General features: G+C 44.3%; 17 protein-coding genes. 13 read left to right on the top strand and 4 right to left on the bottom strand.

What is annotated here, in order from left to right; genetic code table 11:
- Nucleotides 1-1,425, bottom strand: coding sequence for a 23S rRNA (uracil(1939)-C(5))-methyltransferase RlmD (rlmD, locus tag BQ7489_RS09110; RefSeq protein WP_072530736.1), 1,425 nt, complete (start codon nucleotides 1,423-1,425; stop codon nucleotides 1-3).
- Between the two features lie 293 nt (nucleotides 1,426-1,718).
- Between rlmD and ppdK the strand changes: the two genes are divergently transcribed.
- Together ppdK and BQ7489_RS09100 are read left to right on the top strand one after the other, a co-directional pair.
- The gene (ppdK, locus tag BQ7489_RS09105; RefSeq protein WP_072530735.1) at nucleotides 1,719-4,442 is read left to right on the top strand and encodes a pyruvate, phosphate dikinase; all 2,724 of its coding nucleotides are present in this window, start codon (nucleotides 1,719-1,721) and stop codon (nucleotides 4,440-4,442) included.
- Between the two features lie 201 nt (nucleotides 4,443-4,643).
- Complete coding sequence (locus BQ7489_RS09100; protein ID WP_057249709.1) at nucleotides 4,644-6,140, top strand: tyrosine-type recombinase/integrase; 1,497 nt, start codon at nucleotides 4,644-4,646, stop codon at nucleotides 6,138-6,140.
- Between the two features lie 90 nt (nucleotides 6,141-6,230).
- Here BQ7489_RS09100 and BQ7489_RS17900 read toward each other — a convergent pair whose 3' ends face one another.
- Nucleotides 6,231-6,443, bottom strand: coding sequence for a hypothetical protein (locus BQ7489_RS17900; protein ID WP_057249711.1), 213 nt, complete (start codon nucleotides 6,441-6,443; stop codon nucleotides 6,231-6,233).
- Between the two features lie 874 nt (nucleotides 6,444-7,317).
- Here BQ7489_RS17900 and BQ7489_RS09090 point away from each other — a divergent pair.
- Together BQ7489_RS09090 and BQ7489_RS09085 are read left to right on the top strand one after the other, a co-directional pair.
- Nucleotides 7,318-7,704, top strand: a complete 387-nt coding sequence (locus BQ7489_RS09090; RefSeq protein WP_057249873.1) for a plasmid mobilization protein — start codon at nucleotides 7,318-7,320, stop codon at nucleotides 7,702-7,704.
- 118 nt (nucleotides 7,705-7,822) lie between these two features.
- Nucleotides 7,823-9,388 carry a relaxase/mobilization nuclease domain-containing protein gene (locus tag BQ7489_RS09085; protein ID WP_057249713.1) on the top strand — a complete coding sequence of 522 codons (1,566 nt, stop codon included), beginning with the start codon at nucleotides 7,823-7,825 and terminating at the stop codon, nucleotides 9,386-9,388.
- A gap of 27 nt (nucleotides 9,389-9,415) precedes the next feature.
- On the opposite strand, the gene BQ7489_RS09080 is transcribed toward BQ7489_RS09085, so the two are convergent.
- A complete protein-coding gene (locus BQ7489_RS09080) occupies nucleotides 9,416-9,835 on the bottom strand; it encodes a DUF4405 domain-containing protein (RefSeq protein WP_057249715.1) in 420 nt (139 codons plus the stop codon).
- A 75-nt stretch (nucleotides 9,836-9,910) separates the two neighbouring features.
- Nucleotides 9,911-10,441, bottom strand: a complete 531-nt coding sequence (locus BQ7489_RS09075; RefSeq protein WP_072532099.1) for a Crp/Fnr family transcriptional regulator — start codon at nucleotides 10,439-10,441, stop codon at nucleotides 9,911-9,913.
- Between the two features lie 219 nt (nucleotides 10,442-10,660).
- On the opposite strand from BQ7489_RS09075, the gene BQ7489_RS09070 reads away from it, so the two are divergent.
- From BQ7489_RS09070 to BQ7489_RS09030, 9 genes are all read left to right on the top strand, one after another.
- Nucleotides 10,661-11,413, top strand: coding sequence for a class I SAM-dependent methyltransferase (locus BQ7489_RS09070; protein ID WP_057249717.1), 753 nt, complete (start codon nucleotides 10,661-10,663; stop codon nucleotides 11,411-11,413).
- Nucleotide 11,414: 1 nt separating this feature from the next.
- Entirely contained in the window at nucleotides 11,415-11,843 is a 429-nt protein-coding gene (locus BQ7489_RS09065) for a GNAT family N-acetyltransferase (protein WP_239496938.1), read from the top strand.
- 259 nt (nucleotides 11,844-12,102) lie between these two features.
- A complete protein-coding gene (locus BQ7489_RS09060; RefSeq protein WP_083580521.1) occupies nucleotides 12,103-13,311 on the top strand; it encodes a site-specific integrase in 1,209 nt (402 codons plus the stop codon).
- Between the two features lie 11 nt (nucleotides 13,312-13,322).
- Nucleotides 13,323-13,694 carry a hypothetical protein gene (locus BQ7489_RS09055; protein WP_072530733.1) on the top strand — a complete coding sequence of 124 codons (372 nt, stop codon included), beginning with the start codon at nucleotides 13,323-13,325 and terminating at the stop codon, nucleotides 13,692-13,694.
- 295 nt (nucleotides 13,695-13,989) lie between these two features.
- Entirely contained in the window at nucleotides 13,990-15,183 is a 1,194-nt protein-coding gene (locus tag BQ7489_RS09050) for a primase-helicase family protein (RefSeq protein ID WP_072530732.1), read from the top strand.
- Between the two features lie 12 nt (nucleotides 15,184-15,195).
- The gene (locus BQ7489_RS09045; RefSeq protein ID WP_072530731.1) at nucleotides 15,196-15,603 is read left to right on the top strand and encodes a hypothetical protein; all 408 of its coding nucleotides are present in this window, start codon (nucleotides 15,196-15,198) and stop codon (nucleotides 15,601-15,603) included.
- A gap of 160 nt (nucleotides 15,604-15,763) precedes the next feature.
- Nucleotides 15,764-17,134 (top strand): MobV family relaxase, encoded by a 1,371-nt coding sequence (mobV, locus tag BQ7489_RS09040; protein WP_072532098.1) that lies wholly within the window; start codon nucleotides 15,764-15,766, stop codon nucleotides 17,132-17,134.
- A 97-nt stretch (nucleotides 17,135-17,231) separates the two neighbouring features.
- Nucleotides 17,232-19,400 (top strand): XAC2610-related protein, encoded by a 2,169-nt coding sequence (locus BQ7489_RS09035; protein WP_072530730.1) that lies wholly within the window; start codon nucleotides 17,232-17,234, stop codon nucleotides 19,398-19,400.
- 20 nt (nucleotides 19,401-19,420) lie between these two features.
- Nucleotides 19,421-20,290, top strand: a complete 870-nt coding sequence (locus BQ7489_RS09030) for a hypothetical protein (RefSeq protein ID WP_072530729.1) — start codon at nucleotides 19,421-19,423, stop codon at nucleotides 20,288-20,290.
- The last annotated feature ends 2 nt before the right edge of the window (nucleotides 20,291-20,292 follow it).

Below are 20,292 nucleotides of genomic sequence, written 5' to 3'. Positions count from 1 at the left end.
TCAATTGTTTCTCTTTTCCAGTAATACCACATTCTCTACATGATGCGTATGCGGGAACATATCCACAGGCTGTACAGCCGTCACCTTATATTTGGCATCGAGCAGCTGGAGGTCGCGCGCCTGGGTAGCCGGATTACAACTTACGTATACGATACGCTGCGGTTCCGCAAACAGAATCACATCTATCACGTCATTGTGCATACCCGCACGCGGAGGATCGGTAATGATTACATCCGGACGCCCGTGTTCGTTAATGAAATCCTGTGTCAGGATATCCTTCATGTCGCCGGCATAGAACAAGGTATTGGTAATACCGTTTATTGCGGAATTGACTTTCGCATCCTCGATAGCCTCGGGCACATATTCAATGCCGATGACCTTAGCGGCCTGGCGGGAAACGAAATTGGCGATGGTACCGGTCCCGGTATACAGGTCGTACACCAGCTCCTTCCCTGTCAGCCCGGCAAATTCACGCGCCACCTTATAAAGATTATAAGCCTGTTCCGAATTGGTCTGATAGAAGGATTTCGGTCCCACCTTGAAACGCAGCCCTTCCATTTCCTCGAATATATGGTCATTTCCCTTGAATACCTCCACATCAAGGTCGCCGATGGTATCGTTACATTTATTATTGATTACATACAGCAGGGAAGTTATCTGGGGGAACTTGTCGGCAACGAACTGCAGCAGTTCCTTCATCTTTTCCATCTGGGCCTCATCGGTGATCTTGCACTGCAGCAGTACCATCAGCTCTCCAGTAGAAGAGGTACGTACCATCATGTTACGCAACATACCCGTCTGGTTACGCAAATCGAAGAACTCATAGTCATGTTCATAGGCATAGTCACGTATCGCATTGCGTATCTGGTTGGATATATCATCCTGCAGCCAACACTTTTCGATGGCCAGAACCTTGTCGAAAGCTCCCGGAATATGGAATCCCACCGCATTCATCTGGTCGTACTTCACGTCCTGCTTCACCTCCTCCTCGGTAAGCCAGCGCTTGTTTGAAAAAGTATATTCCAGCTTGTTCCGATAGAACCGGGTCTTCTCAGACCCCAGTATCGGTCTGAATTCGGGAAGTTCCACCTTACCTATACGGGTCAGATTGTCATAAACCTGTTTCTGTTTGTAACGGATCTGGTCTTCATATGCCAGGCATTGCCACTTGCAGCCACCGCATATTCCATAATGCTGACAGAAAGGTTCGGTACGCATCGGCGATTTTTCGTAGAATTTTACTGCCACCGCTTCGGCATAATGATTCTTCTTGCGTTTCACCTGCAAGTCTACTACGTCGCCCGGTACTACATAAGGGACAAAAATCACCAAGTCATTCACTTTCGCCACCGCTTTACCCTCTGCGGCTACATCCGTAATCGTTACCTTTTCCAATAAAGGCAGTTCTTTTTTCTTTCTTGCCACGTCTGTTTTCTATAAATCCAATTTGGGAGCAAATCTACAAATTATTCCCGACAATCTGCCATGATTTTCCAAGAAGTTGTATTTGCAAACTCTATATTACAAAACATAGTGTAAATTTTTCTTGTTTCATTTGTTTATTAATAAAATATGAATAGATTTGCAGCCATCATTCCTTCTGTTATGCCGTCGGAACAACCGGATTTCCTTATCTGGAAACAGACGGGAACCTGTTAACCTGAGGAGATTGAAAGACTATTTGAAAAACATTTATAACCTTAAAAATAAGAAAAACCATGGAAAAGAAACGTGTTTACACTTTCGGTAACGGTCATGCCGAAGGTAAAGCCGATATGAGAAATCTATTGGGCGGAAAAGGTGCCAATCTGGCTGAAATGAATCTGATAGGTGTCCCCGTCCCTCCCGGATTCACCATTACGACAGAAGTCTGCAACGAATATTTCGAAAAGGGCAAGGAAGATGTGGTCACTCTTCTGAAAGAGGATGTGGAACGTTCCATTGCCGGTGTAGAAGCCTTGATGAAATCCAAATTCGGCGACGTGGAAAATCCACTGCTGGTCTCCGTACGTTCGGGAGCGAGAGCATCCATGCCTGGAATGATGGATACGATTCTGAACTTGGGACTGAATGACGAAGTGGTTGCGGGACTGGCCAAAAAGACCGGGAACGAACGCTTCGCATGGGATTCATACCGCCGCTTCGTGCAGATGTACGGTGATGTGGTGTTAGGCATGAAGCCCTCTAACAAGGAAGATATCGATCCGTTTGAAGCCATTATAGAAGATGTAAAGAAACAGAAAGGTGTAAAACTTGACAACGAACTGGACGTTGACGACCTGAAAGAACTGGTTACCCGCTTCAAGGCTGCCGTCAAGGCCCAGACCGGCCAGGATTTCCCAAGCAATGCCTACGAACAACTTTGGGGAGCCATCTGCGCCGTATTCGACTCATGGATGAACGAACGCGCCATACTTTACCGCAAGATGGAAGGCATCCCAGCCGAATGGGGAACTGCCGTAAACGTACAAGCCATGGTATTCGGTAACATGGGCAACACATCGGCTACCGGAGTATGCTTCTCACGCGACGCCGCAACCGGAGAAGACCTGTTCAACGGTGAATACCTGATCAATGCGCAGGGTGAAGACGTGGTTGCCGGCATCCGTACACCGCAGCAGATCACAAAAATCGGTTCCCAGCGCTGGGCAAAGCTGCAGGGTATATCCGAAGAGGAACGTGCATCCAGATTCCCGTCCATGGAAGAAGCCATGCCCGAAATCTACAAGGAACTGGACGCTTTGCAGACCAAACTGGAAAACCACTACCACGATATGCAGGATATGGAATTTACCGTGCAGGAAGGCAAGCTGTGGTTCCTCCAGACACGTAACGGCAAACGTACAGGTGCCGCCATGGTACGCATTGCCATGGAAATGCTGAAACAAGGTCTCATAGACGAAAAGACCGCTATCCTGCGCTGTGAACCGAACAAGCTGGACGAACTTCTCCACCCTGTTTTCGACAAGGACGCTTTACGTACAGCCAAAGTGCTTACCCGTGGTCTGCCCGCCTCTCCGGGAGCTGCCTGCGGACAGATTGTATTCTTCGCCGAAGATGCAGCCCGCTGGCGTGCCGACGGTCACCGTGTTGTGCTGGTACGAATCGAGACCTCTCCTGAAGACCTGGCCGGCATGACAGCAGCCGAAGGTATCCTGACAGCCCGCGGCGGCATGACATCGCATGCAGCAGTAGTGGCACGCGGTATGGGTAAGTGCTGCGTATCGGGTGCAGGCGCCATCAATGTAGACTACAAGGCCCGCACCGTGGAAATAGACGGTATTGTCCTGAAGGAAGGCGACTTCATCTCCATCAACGGAAGTACGGGTGAAGTCTACCAGGGAAAGATTGCTACCCGCGCAGCAGAAGTTTCGGGCGATTTCGCCACACTGATGGACCTCTGCAACAAGTATACCCGCATGCAGGTACGCACCAATGCCGACACACCCCACGACGCGGAAGTGGCACGCGCATTCGGCGCTACAGGTATCGGACTGTGCCGTACGGAACATATGTTCTTCGACAACCAGAAAATCATCGCCATGCGTGAAATGATTCTGGCCAATGACGAAGAAGGACGTAAAAAGGCACTGGACAAACTGCTCCCCTACCAGAAAGCCGACTTCAAAGGCATATTCATCGCCATGGACGGCTATCCGGTGAACGTACGTCTGCTCGACCCGCCTCTGCATGAATTCGTACCCCACGACCTGAAGGGACAACAGGAAATGGCAGATGCCATGGGTGTGACCGTAGAATACATCCACCAGCGTGTAGAAAGTCTGAGTGAAAACAACCCGATGCTGGGACACCGCGGCTGCCGTCTGGGTAATACTTATCCGGAAATTACGGCCATGCAGACCCGGGCTATCCTGGGGGCCGCAGCCGAACTGAAGAAAGAAGGATACGACCCGCACCCGGAAATCATGGTTCCGCTGATCGGTATTCTGTATGAATTCGAGGCCCAGGAAGAGATTATCCGTGCTACAGCCAAAGAAGTGTTCAAGGAAGAAGGTATCGAAGTACCTTACAAGATAGGAACAATGATTGAAGTGCCCCGTGCCGCACTGACAGCCAACCGCATAGCTTCACGCGCCGAATATTTCTCATTCGGGACAAACGACCTTACCCAGCTGACATTCGGCTACTCACGTGATGACATAGCCTCTTTCCTGCCCGTATATCTGGACAAGAAGATACTGAAAGTAGACCCGTTCCAAGTACTTGACCAGAACGGTGTAGGCCAACTGGTACAGATGGCTGTGGAAAAAGGACGTTCTGTACGTCCCGACCTGAAATGCGGTATCTGCGGTGAGCATGGTGGTGAACCTTCATCCGTAAAATTCTGCCATAAGGTAGGTCTTGACTATGTATCCTGCTCTCCGTTCCGCGTTCCGGTAGCAAGATTAGCGGCGGCGCAGGCTGCAATAGAGGAAGCATAAATAGTATAAGATAATCATTGATTTAGGCTGTAATGGGCTGTTTTTCAGACATTACAGCCTAAGTTGTTTTTAGGCGGTTCGTGCATTTGTCCGCAAAAAATGAGCCAAATAAACGGTACTTGCTTACAAATAGCTTACAAAACTGAGAGGGTACGCTTACAAAGAACTTACAAAAGTAAAACAACTGTAAATCAATAAGGTATGGCAACATTTAAGACTATTGTAAGGTATAAGCGAGCTGACGGCTTTTACCAAGTGTACATTCGAGTACTTCATCGTTCAAAATCAGGGTATATTAAGACTGATAAATTCGTTACTGACAAACAGTTATCCAAATCTGGAGAGATTAAGGATGCTGTCATAAATAAATATTGTGCACAGGAAATACTTCGTTATACAGAACTTGTAAATCGTAAAGATGTGTCAGGATACTCTGTAACAGAATTAATAGAATACTTAATGAACTCTGATATGGAAGTATGCTTTAGTGACTATGCAACAAGGTTCATTAACCGCATGGCCTCTGAAGGACATGAACGTAATGCAAAGAATTATCGCCTGGCTGTAAACCACCTCGAAAGATATTTGGGAACAACCAGAGTTATGTTTACTCACTTGTCATCTTCTGTTTTGACAAGATGGATTAATAGCCTTTCGTTGACAAACAGGGCGAAAGAAATGTACCCAACCTGTTTAAGACAGATATTCAAAAGGGCACTTATAGAACTGAACGATGAAGAACGTGGTATCGTGCGAATCAAATACAATCCTTGGTTAAAGGTATCCATTCCTAAATCTGACAGTACGGTTCAAAGAGCCATCAGTGCAGAGGCATGTAGGGAATTCTTCAATCGCCCCCTACCGGAAACCAAAATGATTTCCTCTCTTCCGGAACTGGGCAGAGACGTGGCACTCCTATCCTTGTGTTTGGGCGGAATAAACACCGTAGATATTTTTGAACTTAAAAAAGAAAACTATAAGGATGGAGTTATCGGATATAAAAGAGCTAAGACAAAGCACAGTCGGAAAGACGAAGCCTATATTGAAATGCGTGTGGAACCGTTCATTCAGGCCACATTTGATAAGTATCTTTCAGACGAGAATGACGAATATCTTTTCAAGTTCCATAAGCGTTACAGCAATCCGGACAGTTTCAATGCCAACGTAAACATTGGAATCAGAAAGATATGTGCCGATATGGGAATGAAGAAGGAGGATTACTACTGTTATTATACTTTTCGTCATACATGGGCTACCATTGCACAGAATGACTGTGATGCCAATCTGTATGAGGTTGCCTTCGGCATGAACCACAGTCATGGACTGAATATTACAAGAGGCTATGTTAAGATAGACTTCACTCCTGCCTGGGAACTAAATGCCAAAGTGATTGACTTCATTTTCTTCAGTAGCAAGAAGAGCAAACAGGGCAAAGCACGTGACTTCGAGACACCGGCAGACAAGATGTTCCGTATCACCAAAAAGATGATGATCTATGGACGTGCATATTTCAAAGGTAACGTTATCGGTGAAATAACAGACATTGGTTTCAGTAATGTAGACCAGGTTATCGACAGACTGGTTGAACAGTTACCTAAGGATATTCCTACCGGATGTATGGTTCAGTTCCGTCTTATGAATTGTGATTCCAAGAAAGAAGTTGTATATGAAAGAAGCAAGGGAAAAGGTTTCATGTAATCGACAAAACAGAACAAGCCATTAACATAAAGGGAGGATTCTACTTATCTTTATCAGAACCGTACCATTATCATATTGGTGCGGTTCTTTCTATTTGTCCGGTTGATTCCAAAGCATAATTTCACGGCCTATAATTATAGCAAAGACAAGTATGATGAGCTTCCATATAAGTATAAAGGTTTTCTTAACCAGCCATACAGCCAAACGTATGACAATCCTTAAAAGCCAGAATACCAGTTTCAAGAGTAGCATACCGATAATAAGTACCGGCAGTAGATATATAATAAACAGTAGTTCAAACATAACGTGTAATATTTATGAGTATAAGAGCTTATTAATTATATAAATATACTAAAAATCAATGAGATACAGAAATTTACGCAACACTATTTTCTTGTTGTTCGAGTAGATTTTTTACTGATTATCAATGTTATATCACCATGATAACGAGGTCTCTCCAGACTCTGATTACAGGGTTATTCTACCTGAATGTTTCTGCAATACAGTTCAGATAAAATAAGATTTCCCGATAGCCATTTCATCAGCTGAATCAGCTACAAGATTTCATTTTCCCTTTTATTGAGATTCCAATAACTTAGATAAGCAGGTTACTTTTACCATGCTATCATTGTATCGGGACTACATATTATATTGGATATAGGTTTTATGAGAACAATAGCCATCTATCCCATATAACTACATCTTTTGTGTTTTTGAAACTTTGGTTTATTCAACCGAAGAATACGAAATATTATTTTCTGATTACCAAAATTAGTATAATCCAAAGATTAAATAATACCAGAAGCTTCTGTTTCTGAATACATGTAAATTAGTTTCAAACGTCTTAAAAACTCTATATAACAATAATACGCTATATGGAGTTTCTTATATAACTGGTGCTACAGTTCATGGTAAGCTGGAATATGCCTCCAAAGAATTGTGTTGTTGATTTCGGTTTGCAACGGCTTTCCCCGGTAAATTTGGGTGTAATAATCATTCCCGGAAGGTATCTTTCTGCCGTGCAGAGTTTTCCAAGCAAGTTGTACTTTTGTGGCCACAAAACTCCGTTTCGTACTCACAAAAGTAACTTGCCGAATGCTGGTGCATCGGAGCGGCTGGCCGCTGTTTCGCATGGCGAAAGATGGTCCGGGGAACCTAACCACCAATGTATCCAAGTATGAAGAATCAGAGAACCAAGTACATCAAGGTCAGAATGACACCGGAGGAAGTACAACAATTTAAGGAGAAATCTGCCTCCTATTCATCTGTGAGTCATTATATACGCTCAGCACTGGCAGAGTATTCAAATATCGGAACCAAAAGGCAACTCGAACTGATGAATGATTTGGGTTTGTTTTATCGTAAATATCAGAATGAACTTTCCTGGGCTGGAGGAAACCTTAATCAGTCGGTTAAACGTGCCAATGAGCTTGCGGTAGCCGGATTACTCGCACCCGGCTATATCCAGGAGGTTCTGTTACCAATTATCCTCGAAACTCAGGAAACATTGAACCGAATAAAGAAAGACCTTGATTCTCTGACACAGAAAGCTGTCAGAATCTGAGTTATTAGTTACATGGTATTCAATCATTTCTGATATTATTATTGTGTAACCATAGATTAATGAGCTTGAAGTATTTCGGTTACTCAGTCACTAAAACCTTGATAAATTAAGATTCAATATGATAGCAACCATATTACCGGGAAGTACGAACTTCCATGCTGTAGGTTACAATGAACATAAAGTATCGAAAGGTGTTGCACGGCTTATCGAGATTCAGAATTTTGGTTCACTCGGAACATTTCACAAACCTACCCCGAGTGAGCTGGTTGGTTATCTCCAGAAGTACAGTTCACAGAACAGCAGAATCAGGAAACCACAGTTTCATGTGGCCATATCATGTAAGGGACACGAAATGTCGGAAGATGAGTTGCTGGATTTTGCACACCAGTATCTCAAGGAAATGGGATACGGAGAATCCGGTCAGCCGTTGCTTGTTTATTCTCATTATGACACGGAGAATACCCATCTTCATATCATCACTTCGAGAGTGGCACCTGATGGAAGAAAGATTCAGCACAGCCATGAACGCAGACGTTCTCAGGAGGTAATAGACCGTATTCTTGGTAACGACAGGAAGAAGAAAACGGAAGATGACATTAATTTGGCCAAGCTATACACGTTCTCTTCATTTGCCCAGTTCAAGGCAATAATGGTTTCCATGGGATATGAAGTCTATCAGAAAGATGGGAATGTATTCGTCAAGCATGGTGGAAAGGTTCAGAAGGAAATCCCTTTTACTGAAATAGAAAGTCTTTTCAAGAGCGGTTATCGGGAAAGGGCTCGTTGCCGTCAGCTCAGAAGTATATTAAAGAAGTACCGTGATGTAAGTTCCAACAAGGAGGAACTGCAGAAGGAACTGAAAACGAAGTTCGGTATTGACATTGTGTTCTTCGGCAAGAAGGATTCTCCATACGGATATATGCTAGTTGATCATTCAAACAAGACCGTCATTCATGGTGCAAGAGTGCTGGCTGTAGAGGAACTTCTGGACTTCGCTACTCCTGAAGAACGGTTCAATCGAATTGAGGACTATATTGACCGATTACTGACACTTAATCCTAAGATTACCCAGAGTGAAATATACAGTAAAATCAGGAAGCAGCGTGCTTATATCAAGAAAGGCATCATCTATTTTGATGGTCAAAGCCGTCCGTTGAAACCTTTTATGGCAGAGGCTATTGACCGTAACAACCGTATAGCTATGGTTGAGGTGTTCAGTCCGGCTACTGAGGCTGAACGGGATTTGCTTTGTAAGATATTCAAAGTCTCACGGAAAGATTTAGTAGATATATCTCCGGAAAGAACACACTACTACACTGATGCAGTGAACCGTCTGCGTGAGATATTCAATGATGAAACAGTAACCTCTATCAGAAGCCGACTGCATGAAGAAGGCTTCATTATCCGTCAGGAAGAAGATGTAACTTATGCTATAAATTTCAAGCAGCATATCATTATAAATCTTACTGAAGAAAACTTCAATCTTGACCGGCTAAAGAAACAATCTGTGAAACATATTGAACTACAAAAATACCAACAACAAACAAAGTCTACTTCACGTTTCTCAGGCAAAACCAAGCTGCGTGATGTAGGTGGTGGCAGTCATGGCGAGAAACGTGAGTGGGAAGTTGGACAGAAAGGTAGCTATGATGATATTGATGACGGACATTCAATAAAAAGATGACAGACGCGATAAACTGGTCACAGTTTCCTAATTCAATGATTTTTTCAAAACTGAAAGTCGCTTTATAATATGCCCTACAGCTATAACAGTCGTTATGATGCCTATTTTATAATGCCATAACCCAAGTGGAGAGTTTGCTCCGCTTACTCCAAGTAATACGATACCTGTAACGGACAGCAATAAAAATATGATAGACAGGACTGCTGTAACCTTGCTTTTCCTGCCTATTCCGTTTTTTATGATTCCCTTATACCATCCCCAGTGTGTTGTCACATGGAATATGATGGCAACAAGGAACAATATACTGCCCAAGACATGAACCTCTGCCCAGTTATGCCATACTTCGTGGCTGTTCCCATGTCCGGCTATATGCAGACCAATTCCTGAAATGGCAGACACGATGAATACAACGATTAAAATCCAGTCGATTACAAAAATTCTTTTCATACATTTCCAAATTTAATAGTGCAAAGATCACTACTTTATCGGAAACGGACGATAACAATTGTAAAGAAATGGAGATTAGGGCCGATTTCTGATACGGGAAAGCGAGACGGGAGTGATACCAAGATAGGAAGCTATATAATGTTGCGGAACCCGCTGGATGATGTTGGGATATTCCTTCAACAGTTCTTCATACCTCTGCTGTGGCGTATTCTTGATACGGGACAGGAACAGATGCTGGTAAAAGCTGAACCGTTCTATAATTTTCTCTTCATATAGCATTCTCAATGAAGGATTGCTTTCCATTTTTTTGTAGAAATCTTCTTTCTTTATAAACAGAACTTCGGATGGTTCTATGCTTTCCAGAGAGAACAGGCTCGGCGTACCCTTGTACAGGCTGTCAAATGAAGCCACGAAATCCCCTTCAAAGAAAAACTGGAAGGTTATATCTTTTCCTTCGTTGTAGAAAAACAATCTCAAGCATCCTTTACGGATAAAATATAACCTATCCGCAACCTTACCTTCCTCCAATAGCATTGTCTTAGATGGAATAAATGATATTTCTCTTCCCTCAAAAATAGAAAGATGATTGTCAGGCTGTTTTTTCATCATAGGACAAAGTTATAATTTTAGAATCATAAGAGCTATAAAACAAAGGATTTTCATTATAAAACGTTATCGTTTCTCTAAAGAAAAACGATTTCTTTAATCTATCGGTGTAAAATCTCTCCGTTTTTACCTAAATTTGCTTTTTTATAAATGAATTAGTAAATCATTCATATATACCCATATAACATCTCGGATACATAAATAGAAAAACAGAACAATATGAGCATACTTGAAAAGAACTATTACGGGAATTTATGTAGCAGAATGTACGAAATCCTGCATAAAAAAGCACCACAGGACGAATTGAATTTTTACCTTTCTTACGCCAAAAGAGAACAAAAAATTTTAGAACCGCTGTGTGGAAGCGGTCGTTTTCTTATTCCTTTTATGGAGAAAGGGTTTGATATTAGCGGGATAGACCTTTCTGTTGAAATGCTAGATAAATTAAAGCAAAAATCCCCAAACGCTCAAGTCTTTCAGGCAGACATAACTACCTATTCTCCTGAAGGGAAATTCGACTATATTCTGATTACTTCCGGTTCGGTATCATTGTTTACAGACATTAGTCAATGCAAGAATATTCTGCTGAAGATGAAAGAGATTCTGAGGCCGAAAGGGAAGTTTGTTTTTGCTGTTGATACAATCGCAAACAGATGCGTGGATGATGAAGACTATAAAGTTTCGGTTTCCGTAAAAACGGAAGAAGGATTTGACTTAATCCTGAAAAGCAAGAATCACTATGACGAGCAAAGCCAAACCCAATTTTCACCGGGTGTCTACGAACTGTATAATGGTACAGAATTGTTACAGCAAGAATTTATGGACTTTCAAACCCATCTTTATAAATATGGTGAAATGGAAGACTTTTTGAGGGAAGTTGGATTTGCGGAAATCAAAACCTATTCTTCCTTTGAAAAGGAAATCGCTATAGATGATTGTTGTGAAATGTTTTTATTTGAATGCAGTTTATAATATGAATACCCCTACATTAGAAACAGACAGATTGATATTAAGGAAGTTTACAGAAAACGACATTGAGGCTCTTTTCCTTATTCTGAAAGATGAAGAAGTCAACAGATTCCTGCCTTGGTTTCCTCTAAAAGATATTGAAGAAACCAAGAAATTCTATGCGGAAAGGTATGCAGTCAAATATGAACAACCTCAAGCATACGCTTATGCCATTTGTCTGAAAGACGACAATTATCCAATAGGATATGTTAAAGTTGATATGGAAGAACACCATGATTTTAGCTATGGGCTCCGTAAAGAATTTTGGCACAGAGGTATCGCTTCGGAGGCAGGCAAGGCTGTTGTCGAACGAGTAAAGAAGTACATTACTGCCACACATGACAGGAACAATCCAAGAAGCGGTAATGTAATGCAGGTTTGCGGTATAAAATAATAGGATGAAACGCAGAATAAAGCGAATTTGAGCATTCTCACTGACGGTCAGAGAGTTTGGCTTCGAGTGGCACAGAATGGCGCAAGGGCGTAAAAACGGATTTAGGCGAATTGCAGCAATAGATGCACTTCCAAACCATTACCCGACACCGGATGCACATTTAACACTAACGGTCTCTATTTCTGCGTTCTGCATAGGTTTACATTCTGCCTTTACAACTCCCGTAAACTAATTTTGCACCAAACAAAAAGCAAGGATTATGAGGAGTACATTCAAGACCGTTTTTTATGTAAACGGAAGCAAAGAGAAGAACGGAATTGTCCCCATCATGGGACGGGTTACAATCAACGGGACTATCGCACAGTTCAGTTGCAAACAGAGCATCTCAAAAGAACTTTGGGATGCCAAAGGCAACAGGGCGAAAGGCAAGAGCCGAGAGGCGGTGGCGGTCAATTATGCCCTTGACAACATCAAGGCGCAGATAACGAAGCACTACCAGCGGCTTTCCGACCGTGAGGCGTTTGTCACGGCAGAAATGGTACGCAATGCCTATCAAGGTGTAGGCACGGAGTATGAAACATTGTTGCGTGCCTTTGATAAGGAGAACGAGGCATTCGCCAAACGGGTGGGCAAAGACCGTTCCAAACGCACATATCTGAAATATGTCATTGTCAGGAGATATGTTGCGGAGTTTATCAAGAAGAAATACAAGCGGACGGACATAGCGATGAACGAACTGACCGAGGACTTCATCCGTGACTACTGCCTGTACCTGCGCAACGAAGTCGGGCTGGAACAATCATCCGTGTGTGTATACTCCATACCGTTGAAACACATCGTCACCGCAGCCCACTATAACGGGAAGATAGCGAGAAACCCGTTTGCGATGTACCATCTTGACCCTGACCACAAGGAGCGTGGCTTTCTCACGGAGGATGAAATTCAGGCGTTGAGTGCAATCAAGCTGGACAATCCCAACTTTGCATTGGCAAGAGACCTGTTCCTGTTCGGTTGTTGGACGGGAATCTCGTTCACGGACATCAAGAACCTGACCACCGACAACATCATTGAAATGAATGGTGCATCGTGGATTGTGTCGAAACGCCAAAAGACGGGCGTACCGTTCCAAATCAAGTTGATGGACATCCCGATGCAGATTATCAAGCGGCATGAAGCGTTCAGGACTGACAAGCGGCTGTTCAATATCGGCTCGCTTGACATGGTGAACAAGCGCATCAAGAAAATAGCTAAAAGATGCGGTATAGAAAAGACGGTTTCATTCCATCTGGCCCGCCATTCATTCGCTGTTTTGGCATTGAATTACGGTATGCCGATAGAGAGCGTGAGCAAGATTTTAGGACATACCAATATCACCACCACGCAAATTTACGCGAAAGTGACGAACAAAAAACTTGAAAACGACATATCCGATTTCGAGAGCAAGGTAAGCGGACGTTTCGCCATATAAACGCACAGGGTATGAAACGGACAACAATCACGATGGACGAGTACGGCAGGGTTGCTGTACCGTCCGATGCCGCCAGCGTATGGATGAGCGAAATGGAACTGGTGGAACTTTTCAATGTAATCGTTCCTACACTCCGTGCCACCGTCCGATCCGTGTATAAGAGCGGAGTGTTGAAATCTTGCGAGGTGGAAACGCGTATCAGGCTGCCTAATGGCTATTATGCGGAAGCGTATGCCCTGCCAATGGTCGTTGCACTTGCCTTCCATATCAACACACCCAATGCCGCAAGGGTGCGCAATGCCCTTTTGGAAAGGATGTGCTTGCGAAAAGACAGACAAATGCTGTGGCTTTCGTTAAGCGACAGACAGCCATGTAAATGTTAATGGGTGCGATTATTCGTCAATATATCCATTCGTCAATACGCCTGTGTGGTTACACATCCATACCACTATCATATCAGTCCGAAGAAGTGCGGTTTTGCTTCTTCGGGCTTTTTCTTTTCACCTTTTGATGGCTGGCATTGCCCGTTTCGCTGCATTTTCTTGTTTGTCGGTTTCTTTTGCGCCGTTCTGCATAGTTTTACGTATCAAGGTTTTAACCGTCATGCCGTAGCTTTGCAGCCATGTTTAATCCGCCTGCCGACAGGGTGTCGGCGGCACTAAAACCTATATTTGAAACATGGAAAAGAAAGAAACATTCATCCGAGTAGGCACAACGCTTTACAAGATTGTGGACCAGCCCCGCATTGACGGCGGCTATGTGAGAAAGCGCATCGCATGGAACTCCGAGACCCTGCGGCAGGACTACGGCAAGGATTACATGGCAAGTGTCCCGAAGTATGACGGCTTCTGCACCGTACCCGACCATGTGGGCTACCAGCCCGTTGTCGGCAAGTTCCTCAACCTCTACGAGCCGATAAACCACCAGCCGCAGGAGGGCGACTTTCCCTGCATCCGCTCGTTGGTGGAACACATCTTCGGCGAACAGTACGAGTTGGGCATGGACTACTTGCAGCTGCTCTACCTCTATCCCGTTCAGAAACTCCCCATCCTCCTGCTCGTGTCCGAAGAACGGAATACGGGCAAAAGTACGTTCCTGAACTTCCTGAAAGCCGTATTCCAAAACAACGTGACGTTCAATACCAACGAGGACTTCCGCAGCCAGTTCAATTCCGACTGGGCTGGCAAGCTGCTCATCATGGTGGACGAGGTATTGCTCAACCGCCGTGAGGACAGCGAGCGTTTGAAGAATCTCAGTACCACGCTTTCCTACAAGGTAGAGGCGAAAGGAAAAGACCGTGACGAGATAGGCTTCTTCGCAAAGTTCGTGTTGTGTTCCAACAACGAGCATCTGCCCGTCATCATTGACATTGGCGAGACACGCTATTGGGTGCGGAAAATTGTGCCGCTCAAGAATGACGATACAGACTTCCTGCAAAAGCTGAAAGCGGAAATCCCAGCTTTTCTCCATTTCCTGCAACACAGGCAACTCTCCACCGAGAAAGAAAGCCGCATGTGGTTCAACCCGAAGCAGCTGGAAACAGATGCCTTGCGGAAGATTATCCGAAGCAACCGCAACCGTTTGGAGATAGAGATGGCGGAACTGCTGCTCGACATCATGGCAAGCACGGGTGTCAGTTCTGTTTCTTTTTGCCTCAATGACATTATCCCGTTGCTTGTCTGCTCGCAAGTCAAGGTGGAGAAGTCGCAGGTTCGGAAAGTGGTGCAGGAATGCTGGAAGCTGGCTCCTGTATCCAATTCGCTTTCTTACACCACCTACCAATACGATTACAACCACGAATGTCACTATTCACCTGTCAGACGGATTGGACGCTACTATACGGTAAGCAAAGTGCAGTTGGAAACACTCTGATATTTTGATGAAATGATGAAAGTATATGTAAACATAAAAAATAACAGCGACTTACATGCTCATCAAACCCTCAACAAAAGTATTTGGCTGATGAAAAGAGAAAGCGGATGCAGCCTCACACATCACTTTTCTTTTGGCGAGCGGTTTGATGAAACGCTGATGAAAGGTTATTGCATTAGTTGTCAGTATATTAGACTATCCAATCATCAATTCATCGGATTTTCACCCCTCATCAAGTCCGCCGGGAAAGCAACAAAGGTGAATATCGCCATCCGTAGGCTGGTCGGACGGACTTCCGTCCTTCCGACCGACAAGGGAAAGCCGATGTCGCTGGCGAAAAGAAAAAGCAACCAATGTCCGCCAACATCACCGCTGACACCACCGCAGGCTTTTGGGAAACAAAAAGCCATAGCTCATTAGGGCGTTTTCTTCACGCACCGCTTCGCTCATGCTAAAAACACCCTAATGAGCCAATGGGGTTGCACCCCTCTGGACACCCCCGTTTGTCCTGTGCGGCATGACCGCAGGCGGACGAACATTGACAAACAAGTTTGTAGAACCTCAAAAACAAGAAACGAACATGGGATACATAAGCATTCAAATCAACAAGGCGAAAGGGTCGGCTGACACGGGCGCATCCGACCACATAGAACGCAAGACCACGCCCAAGAACACAGACCCCACACGCACCCATCTCAACCGTGAACTGGTGCAATTCCCCGATGGCGTGGCAGACCGTACCGAAGCGGTAAGCCACCGCATCCGCACGGCTGGCATCAGGCGTAAGATAACGTCCGACCAAGTACGGGCAATCCGCATCGTGCTTTCAGGTACGCATGAGGATATGGTGAAAGTACAAGACGAGGGTAGACTATCCGAATGGTGCGATGACAACCTGCAATGGCTGCACCGCACGTTCGGCAGGGAGAACACCGTTTCGGCAGTGCTGCACATGGACGAACACACTCCACATATCCATGCCACGGTCGTTCCGATAGTGACGGGAGAGCGCAGGAAAGCGAGGAAGAAGCAAGCGGAGGGCAAACGCACCTACCGCAAGAAAGCCAACGCCGTGCGCCTGTGCGCAGATGACCTCTTGACCCGTGAACGGCTTGTTGCCTACCACGATAGCTATGCTGAAGCGATGGCAAAGTACGGCTTGCATCGTGGCATACGTGGGTCAGAGGCACGGCATACCACCACAGCCCAATACTACCGTGACTTGAAACGGCAGACGGGAGAGCTTGAAACCAACGTAAGGCAGTTGCAGACCGAACAGAAACAAGCGGAACGGCTGCTTGCCGAAGTCAGGAAGGAAATCAAGTCGGAGAAGCTGGAAGCCGCCAAGACCGAAGCGAAAACGGCACTTGTGGCAAAGGTCGGTTCTCTTTTGGGAAGCGGCAAGCTGAAAGAACTTGAAGCCGACAACCGCACCCTGCAAAATGAGGTTGCAGCCCGTGACGAAAGCATCGAGTTGTTGCAACAACAGATGCAGCGGCAGCAGGATGAACACAGCCGTCAACTGATGGAACTGCAAGCCAAGCACCGCAGAGAAATGGCGGACAAGGAAGCGGAACACCAAAGGGAAGTGTCATTCCTGAAATCCATCATCCAAAAAGCCAAGAAATGGTTTCCGCTGTTCCAAGAGTTGGTGTACATGGAGAAATTCTGCCTTAAAGTCGGCTTCAACGAGCGGCAGACCGCCACGCTCATCAGCGGCAAGCCGTTGTTCTATGAGGGCGAACTCTATTCGGAGGAGCACAGGCGGAAGTTCACGACCGAGGAAGCAGGCTTCCAAGTGGTGAAAGACCCGGCGGACAAATCGAAACTTGCACTTGCCATCAACGGGCAACTGATTGGCGAATGGTTCAAAGAACAGTTTGACAGGCTGTTTTCATCCATTCGGAAAAATGTCATACCGCCTCAATATAGGAAAGGACTTCGACAATAAGAGTTAATTTGTTTAAACCTAACTGGGAAGGAATAGTCTAATAATTGATTAGGTTATTCCTTTTCGCTATCTTTGAGTGCTATTAAGATGATAGGTTATGAAGAAACTTCTGTTCATATGGCTTGCATGGGTTGTAATAGGTGGACTTTCTGCCCAAAACAATAAATGTGCAGATATGTCCGCATTGCTGGAAAACAAAGTATGGAAAGTGCAATTACCCCAAAACAAGCAATATGCTATGGAAATGGAATTTCGTGATGCAGGGTGGAGAAGCGTCTTTTTGTATGATGGCAAAAGGAAAGAAACTTTTTATTCTTATTCTTTATGCGGAGATACAATCAAAGTCTTTGAATCGAGGAAAAATTACATTATCCAAGAGCTGACCGACAGCACATTGGTTTTTCAGTATCTGCCTGACACACTGACCATTGGTGTTGGTCCGGTCAGATGCATGACTGACAACAGCCTGCAAGGACAACGGCAGAATGAAAACCGTTTGGACAGCATCTGGTGTGCGGAGATAGGTTGGAACATAGGCGTTTTGGATATGTCGGGGAGTCCAATTAAAGACTTATCAACCATTGAACCACCCCGTTGGGCAAAATGGAATTACGATTTAGAAAAGTATTATACTTCCCAAATGGTATATCCCGAAGAGCTGTTGAAGAAGAACCAAGCAGGATATTCCGTAGTCATGTTTTCTATCGACACTTTAGGGCTTCCACATAACACTTATATACTGACTTCTAGACATAAAGAGTTCGACAAAGAGGTTATCCGGCTGACAAAAGAGTTGCCGCATTGCCTGCCATGCAGGGACAAGGACGGCAAGTGGATGAAATGTTACTATGCGGTTTATGTGCCTTTCCTGCCACAACATTACCGGAACAGGGTGAAAGCGGACAGCATCGCGGAAGAAGAGCAGAAACACTGTTTTGTAGAATGGGAGGCAGTCTCTTCTTTTCAAGACGGAGAGCCGTGGTCTGCGCAAAACTACATCACCCGACATTTAAAGTATGACCCCACGTTATTGGGTGACAAACAGCAAGCAAGAGGCATCTATACGATGCGGATTAACTCGTATGGAGAAGTGTATGAAGCCAAAGTCTTACGAAGTTGCGGCATACAGGATTGGGACAACCAAGTATTGGAAATCATCAGAAAAATGCCACGCTGGACACCCACCATCAATTATTATGGGAAGGGGGAATATCGGGAATCCGTATGGACTATACCTATCTTTTTTAAAAGGAACGGGAACTTGATAGCGCATACAGCTGAAAGTCACCTTGAAGTCGGCGTTCCTATATGCTATTTGAATGAACAAGGCGATACCATTATACCCTACGGCAAATACAAGTTCTGCCAAACGGATACCATACGGCACATAGGTTTTGTGTATGAGAACAGACAAAATGCACGAATCGTTTGTATAGACAATCAGGGCAAAGAATTGTTCTATGTGTACAAATACGATAACGGCCCCGACTATATCCGTGAAGGACTTTTCCGCATCATGGATGAGGACGGATGGATAGGGTTTGCCGATTCATTGGGCAATGTGGTTATTAAGCCTCAATTCAAATTTGCCACATCATTTGAAAACGGAAAAGCACAAGCCACAACAAGCGGGGACGCAATTAATGATGGAGAACATTCTTTTTGGAAATCAGATGAATGGCAACTTATTGACCACAAAGGCGATAAAATGATAAAATATGTGGCCATCAGAAATGGTACGAGTTTGAAAGGGTTGCAAATCACTATATTTGGTAAGCAAAGAGAAATTTCCCAAGAAATATCCTACTCATATCCTCCTGACATTGAATTTGCCAACAATCTCGATGTTTGGGTTAACTTACAAGACGTTAGTTTTGATGGTAAAGACGATATACTTGTCAATCTTGGTCAGTATGGCAATCAAATGATACAATATTATGATTGCTTTGTGTGGGATGAAACTAAGGGGCAATATTGTAAAGATGAAAGTTTTAGGCAGATAGAAAATCCACAAATAAACAACGAGAAGAGATGTGTGTTTTCTTCATCGCGTATCTCGGCTGCATCTTACAGCTACAAACGCTTTGAGTTTATTGAAGGTCATTTTATTGAGACAGCCGTATTGACCCAGACTTTCAGAGCCTCTAAACAACCGCCTTTATTCACTGAAAAGCAATATGTAAAAGGCAGGGGCTGGGTAACATTGCACAAAGATGTTCCAGTAGACAAGATAAACCGTGATTGGCTGTCAATCATAATGAAATAACACCCTAAACAGATGAGAATATGAGAATGAAAGTATTACTGTCAGTTATTAGTTTACTGGCTTTCCTCCCATTACAGTCCCAAGACATTGATTTCCCCTTATCGCAATCGGAAATAGAGAAGTATGAAAGCCGCATTCGTATACAACGACTTTCCGATGTTAATATCACCCATGCTGATGCTTATCGAATTAAAACACAGCAACCCGTTTATTCACCGCAGACAAAACGAATTGTGGTTGATGTAATCAATGTGAACGGACCAACGGCAGAACTGGCATACCATCATCTGAAACAATGGAAAAATGGACAATGGGTCAGTTTCCCCTTTATAGACAATCTCGGCTTTGCTGGCGTAGGCAGGAATTTATCCAAAGGTGACACGTTACCCGAATATATTCACGTGTCCGAATTCAAATATCCATTAAAGCCGAATAAGTATCAAGTGAATTTTTATGTGTTAGCCAACATATACACTTATTGTGAGCTGACAAACGGAAACATCATGCCTGTAAAGGAGACAGAAATGGACGGGGCTTTTATTTTCAAGGTTTTGCCATCAGCTAATGACTCTATTCGCATTCTGTTTGAGAACCATACGAATCTGGATGTTCAACCCGTTTTCTTGCCAAGTGTAGGTACAGATGAATTGTATATGGCGCATCCGTTTGCCCGTTCCGGTTGGAGTGGTGAGGCCGATTATATGAGAAACTGTGCTCGTTTAAAAGGTGGAGAAGCGATGTTGTTCACCATCCCTATCTCATGGGACATAAACCGAATTACAGATAAGAACTATAAAAAGCGATTCATGTCTGGAAAATTGTTGCCAGGAAAATATAAAATAGGCCTACAATTGGCAATCTATATGGATACGGAATTTGAAGTAAAATGATA

The sequence above is a fragment of the Bacteroides ilei genome, from assembly GCF_900128495.1.
In the GTDB taxonomy this organism is placed as follows: domain Bacteria; phylum Bacteroidota; class Bacteroidia; order Bacteroidales; family Bacteroidaceae; genus Phocaeicola; species Phocaeicola ilei.
Note: the sequence above shows the minus strand (reverse complement) of the source record. Positions and strands in the feature narration are given on the sequence as shown.

Excerpts from the sequence above, each read along its gene's own strand:
- ppdK (WP_072530735.1), top strand. The coding sequence starts at position 1,719 with ATGGAAAAGAAACGTGTTTACACTTTCGGTAACGGTCATGCCGAAGGT.
- BQ7489_RS09100 (WP_057249709.1), top strand. The coding sequence starts at position 4,644 with ATGGCAACATTTAAGACTATTGTAAGGTATAAGCGAGCTGACGGCTTT.
- BQ7489_RS17900 (WP_057249711.1), bottom strand. The coding sequence starts at position 6,443 with ATGTTTGAACTACTGTTTATTATATATCTACTGCCGGTACTTATTATC.
- BQ7489_RS09090 (WP_057249873.1), top strand. The coding sequence starts at position 7,318 with ATGAAGAATCAGAGAACCAAGTACATCAAGGTCAGAATGACACCGGAG.
- BQ7489_RS09085 (WP_057249713.1), top strand. The coding sequence starts at position 7,823 with ATGATAGCAACCATATTACCGGGAAGTACGAACTTCCATGCTGTAGGT.
- BQ7489_RS09080 (WP_057249715.1), bottom strand. The coding sequence starts at position 9,835 with ATGAAAAGAATTTTTGTAATCGACTGGATTTTAATCGTTGTATTCATC.
- BQ7489_RS09075 (WP_072532099.1), bottom strand. The coding sequence starts at position 10,441 with ATGAAAAAACAGCCTGACAATCATCTTTCTATTTTTGAGGGAAGAGAA.
- BQ7489_RS09070 (WP_057249717.1), top strand. The coding sequence starts at position 10,661 with ATGAGCATACTTGAAAAGAACTATTACGGGAATTTATGTAGCAGAATG.
- BQ7489_RS09065 (WP_239496938.1), top strand. The coding sequence starts at position 11,415 with ATGAATACCCCTACATTAGAAACAGACAGATTGATATTAAGGAAGTTT.
- BQ7489_RS09060 (WP_083580521.1), top strand. The coding sequence starts at position 12,103 with ATGAGGAGTACATTCAAGACCGTTTTTTATGTAAACGGAAGCAAAGAG.
- BQ7489_RS09055 (WP_072530733.1), top strand. The coding sequence starts at position 13,323 with ATGAAACGGACAACAATCACGATGGACGAGTACGGCAGGGTTGCTGTA.
- BQ7489_RS09050 (WP_072530732.1), top strand. The coding sequence starts at position 13,990 with ATGGAAAAGAAAGAAACATTCATCCGAGTAGGCACAACGCTTTACAAG.
- BQ7489_RS09045 (WP_072530731.1), top strand. The coding sequence starts at position 15,196 with ATGATGAAAGTATATGTAAACATAAAAAATAACAGCGACTTACATGCT.
- mobV (WP_072532098.1), top strand. The coding sequence starts at position 15,764 with ATGGGATACATAAGCATTCAAATCAACAAGGCGAAAGGGTCGGCTGAC.
- BQ7489_RS09035 (WP_072530730.1), top strand. The coding sequence starts at position 17,232 with ATGAAGAAACTTCTGTTCATATGGCTTGCATGGGTTGTAATAGGTGGA.
- BQ7489_RS09030 (WP_072530729.1), top strand. The coding sequence starts at position 19,421 with ATGAGAATGAAAGTATTACTGTCAGTTATTAGTTTACTGGCTTTCCTC.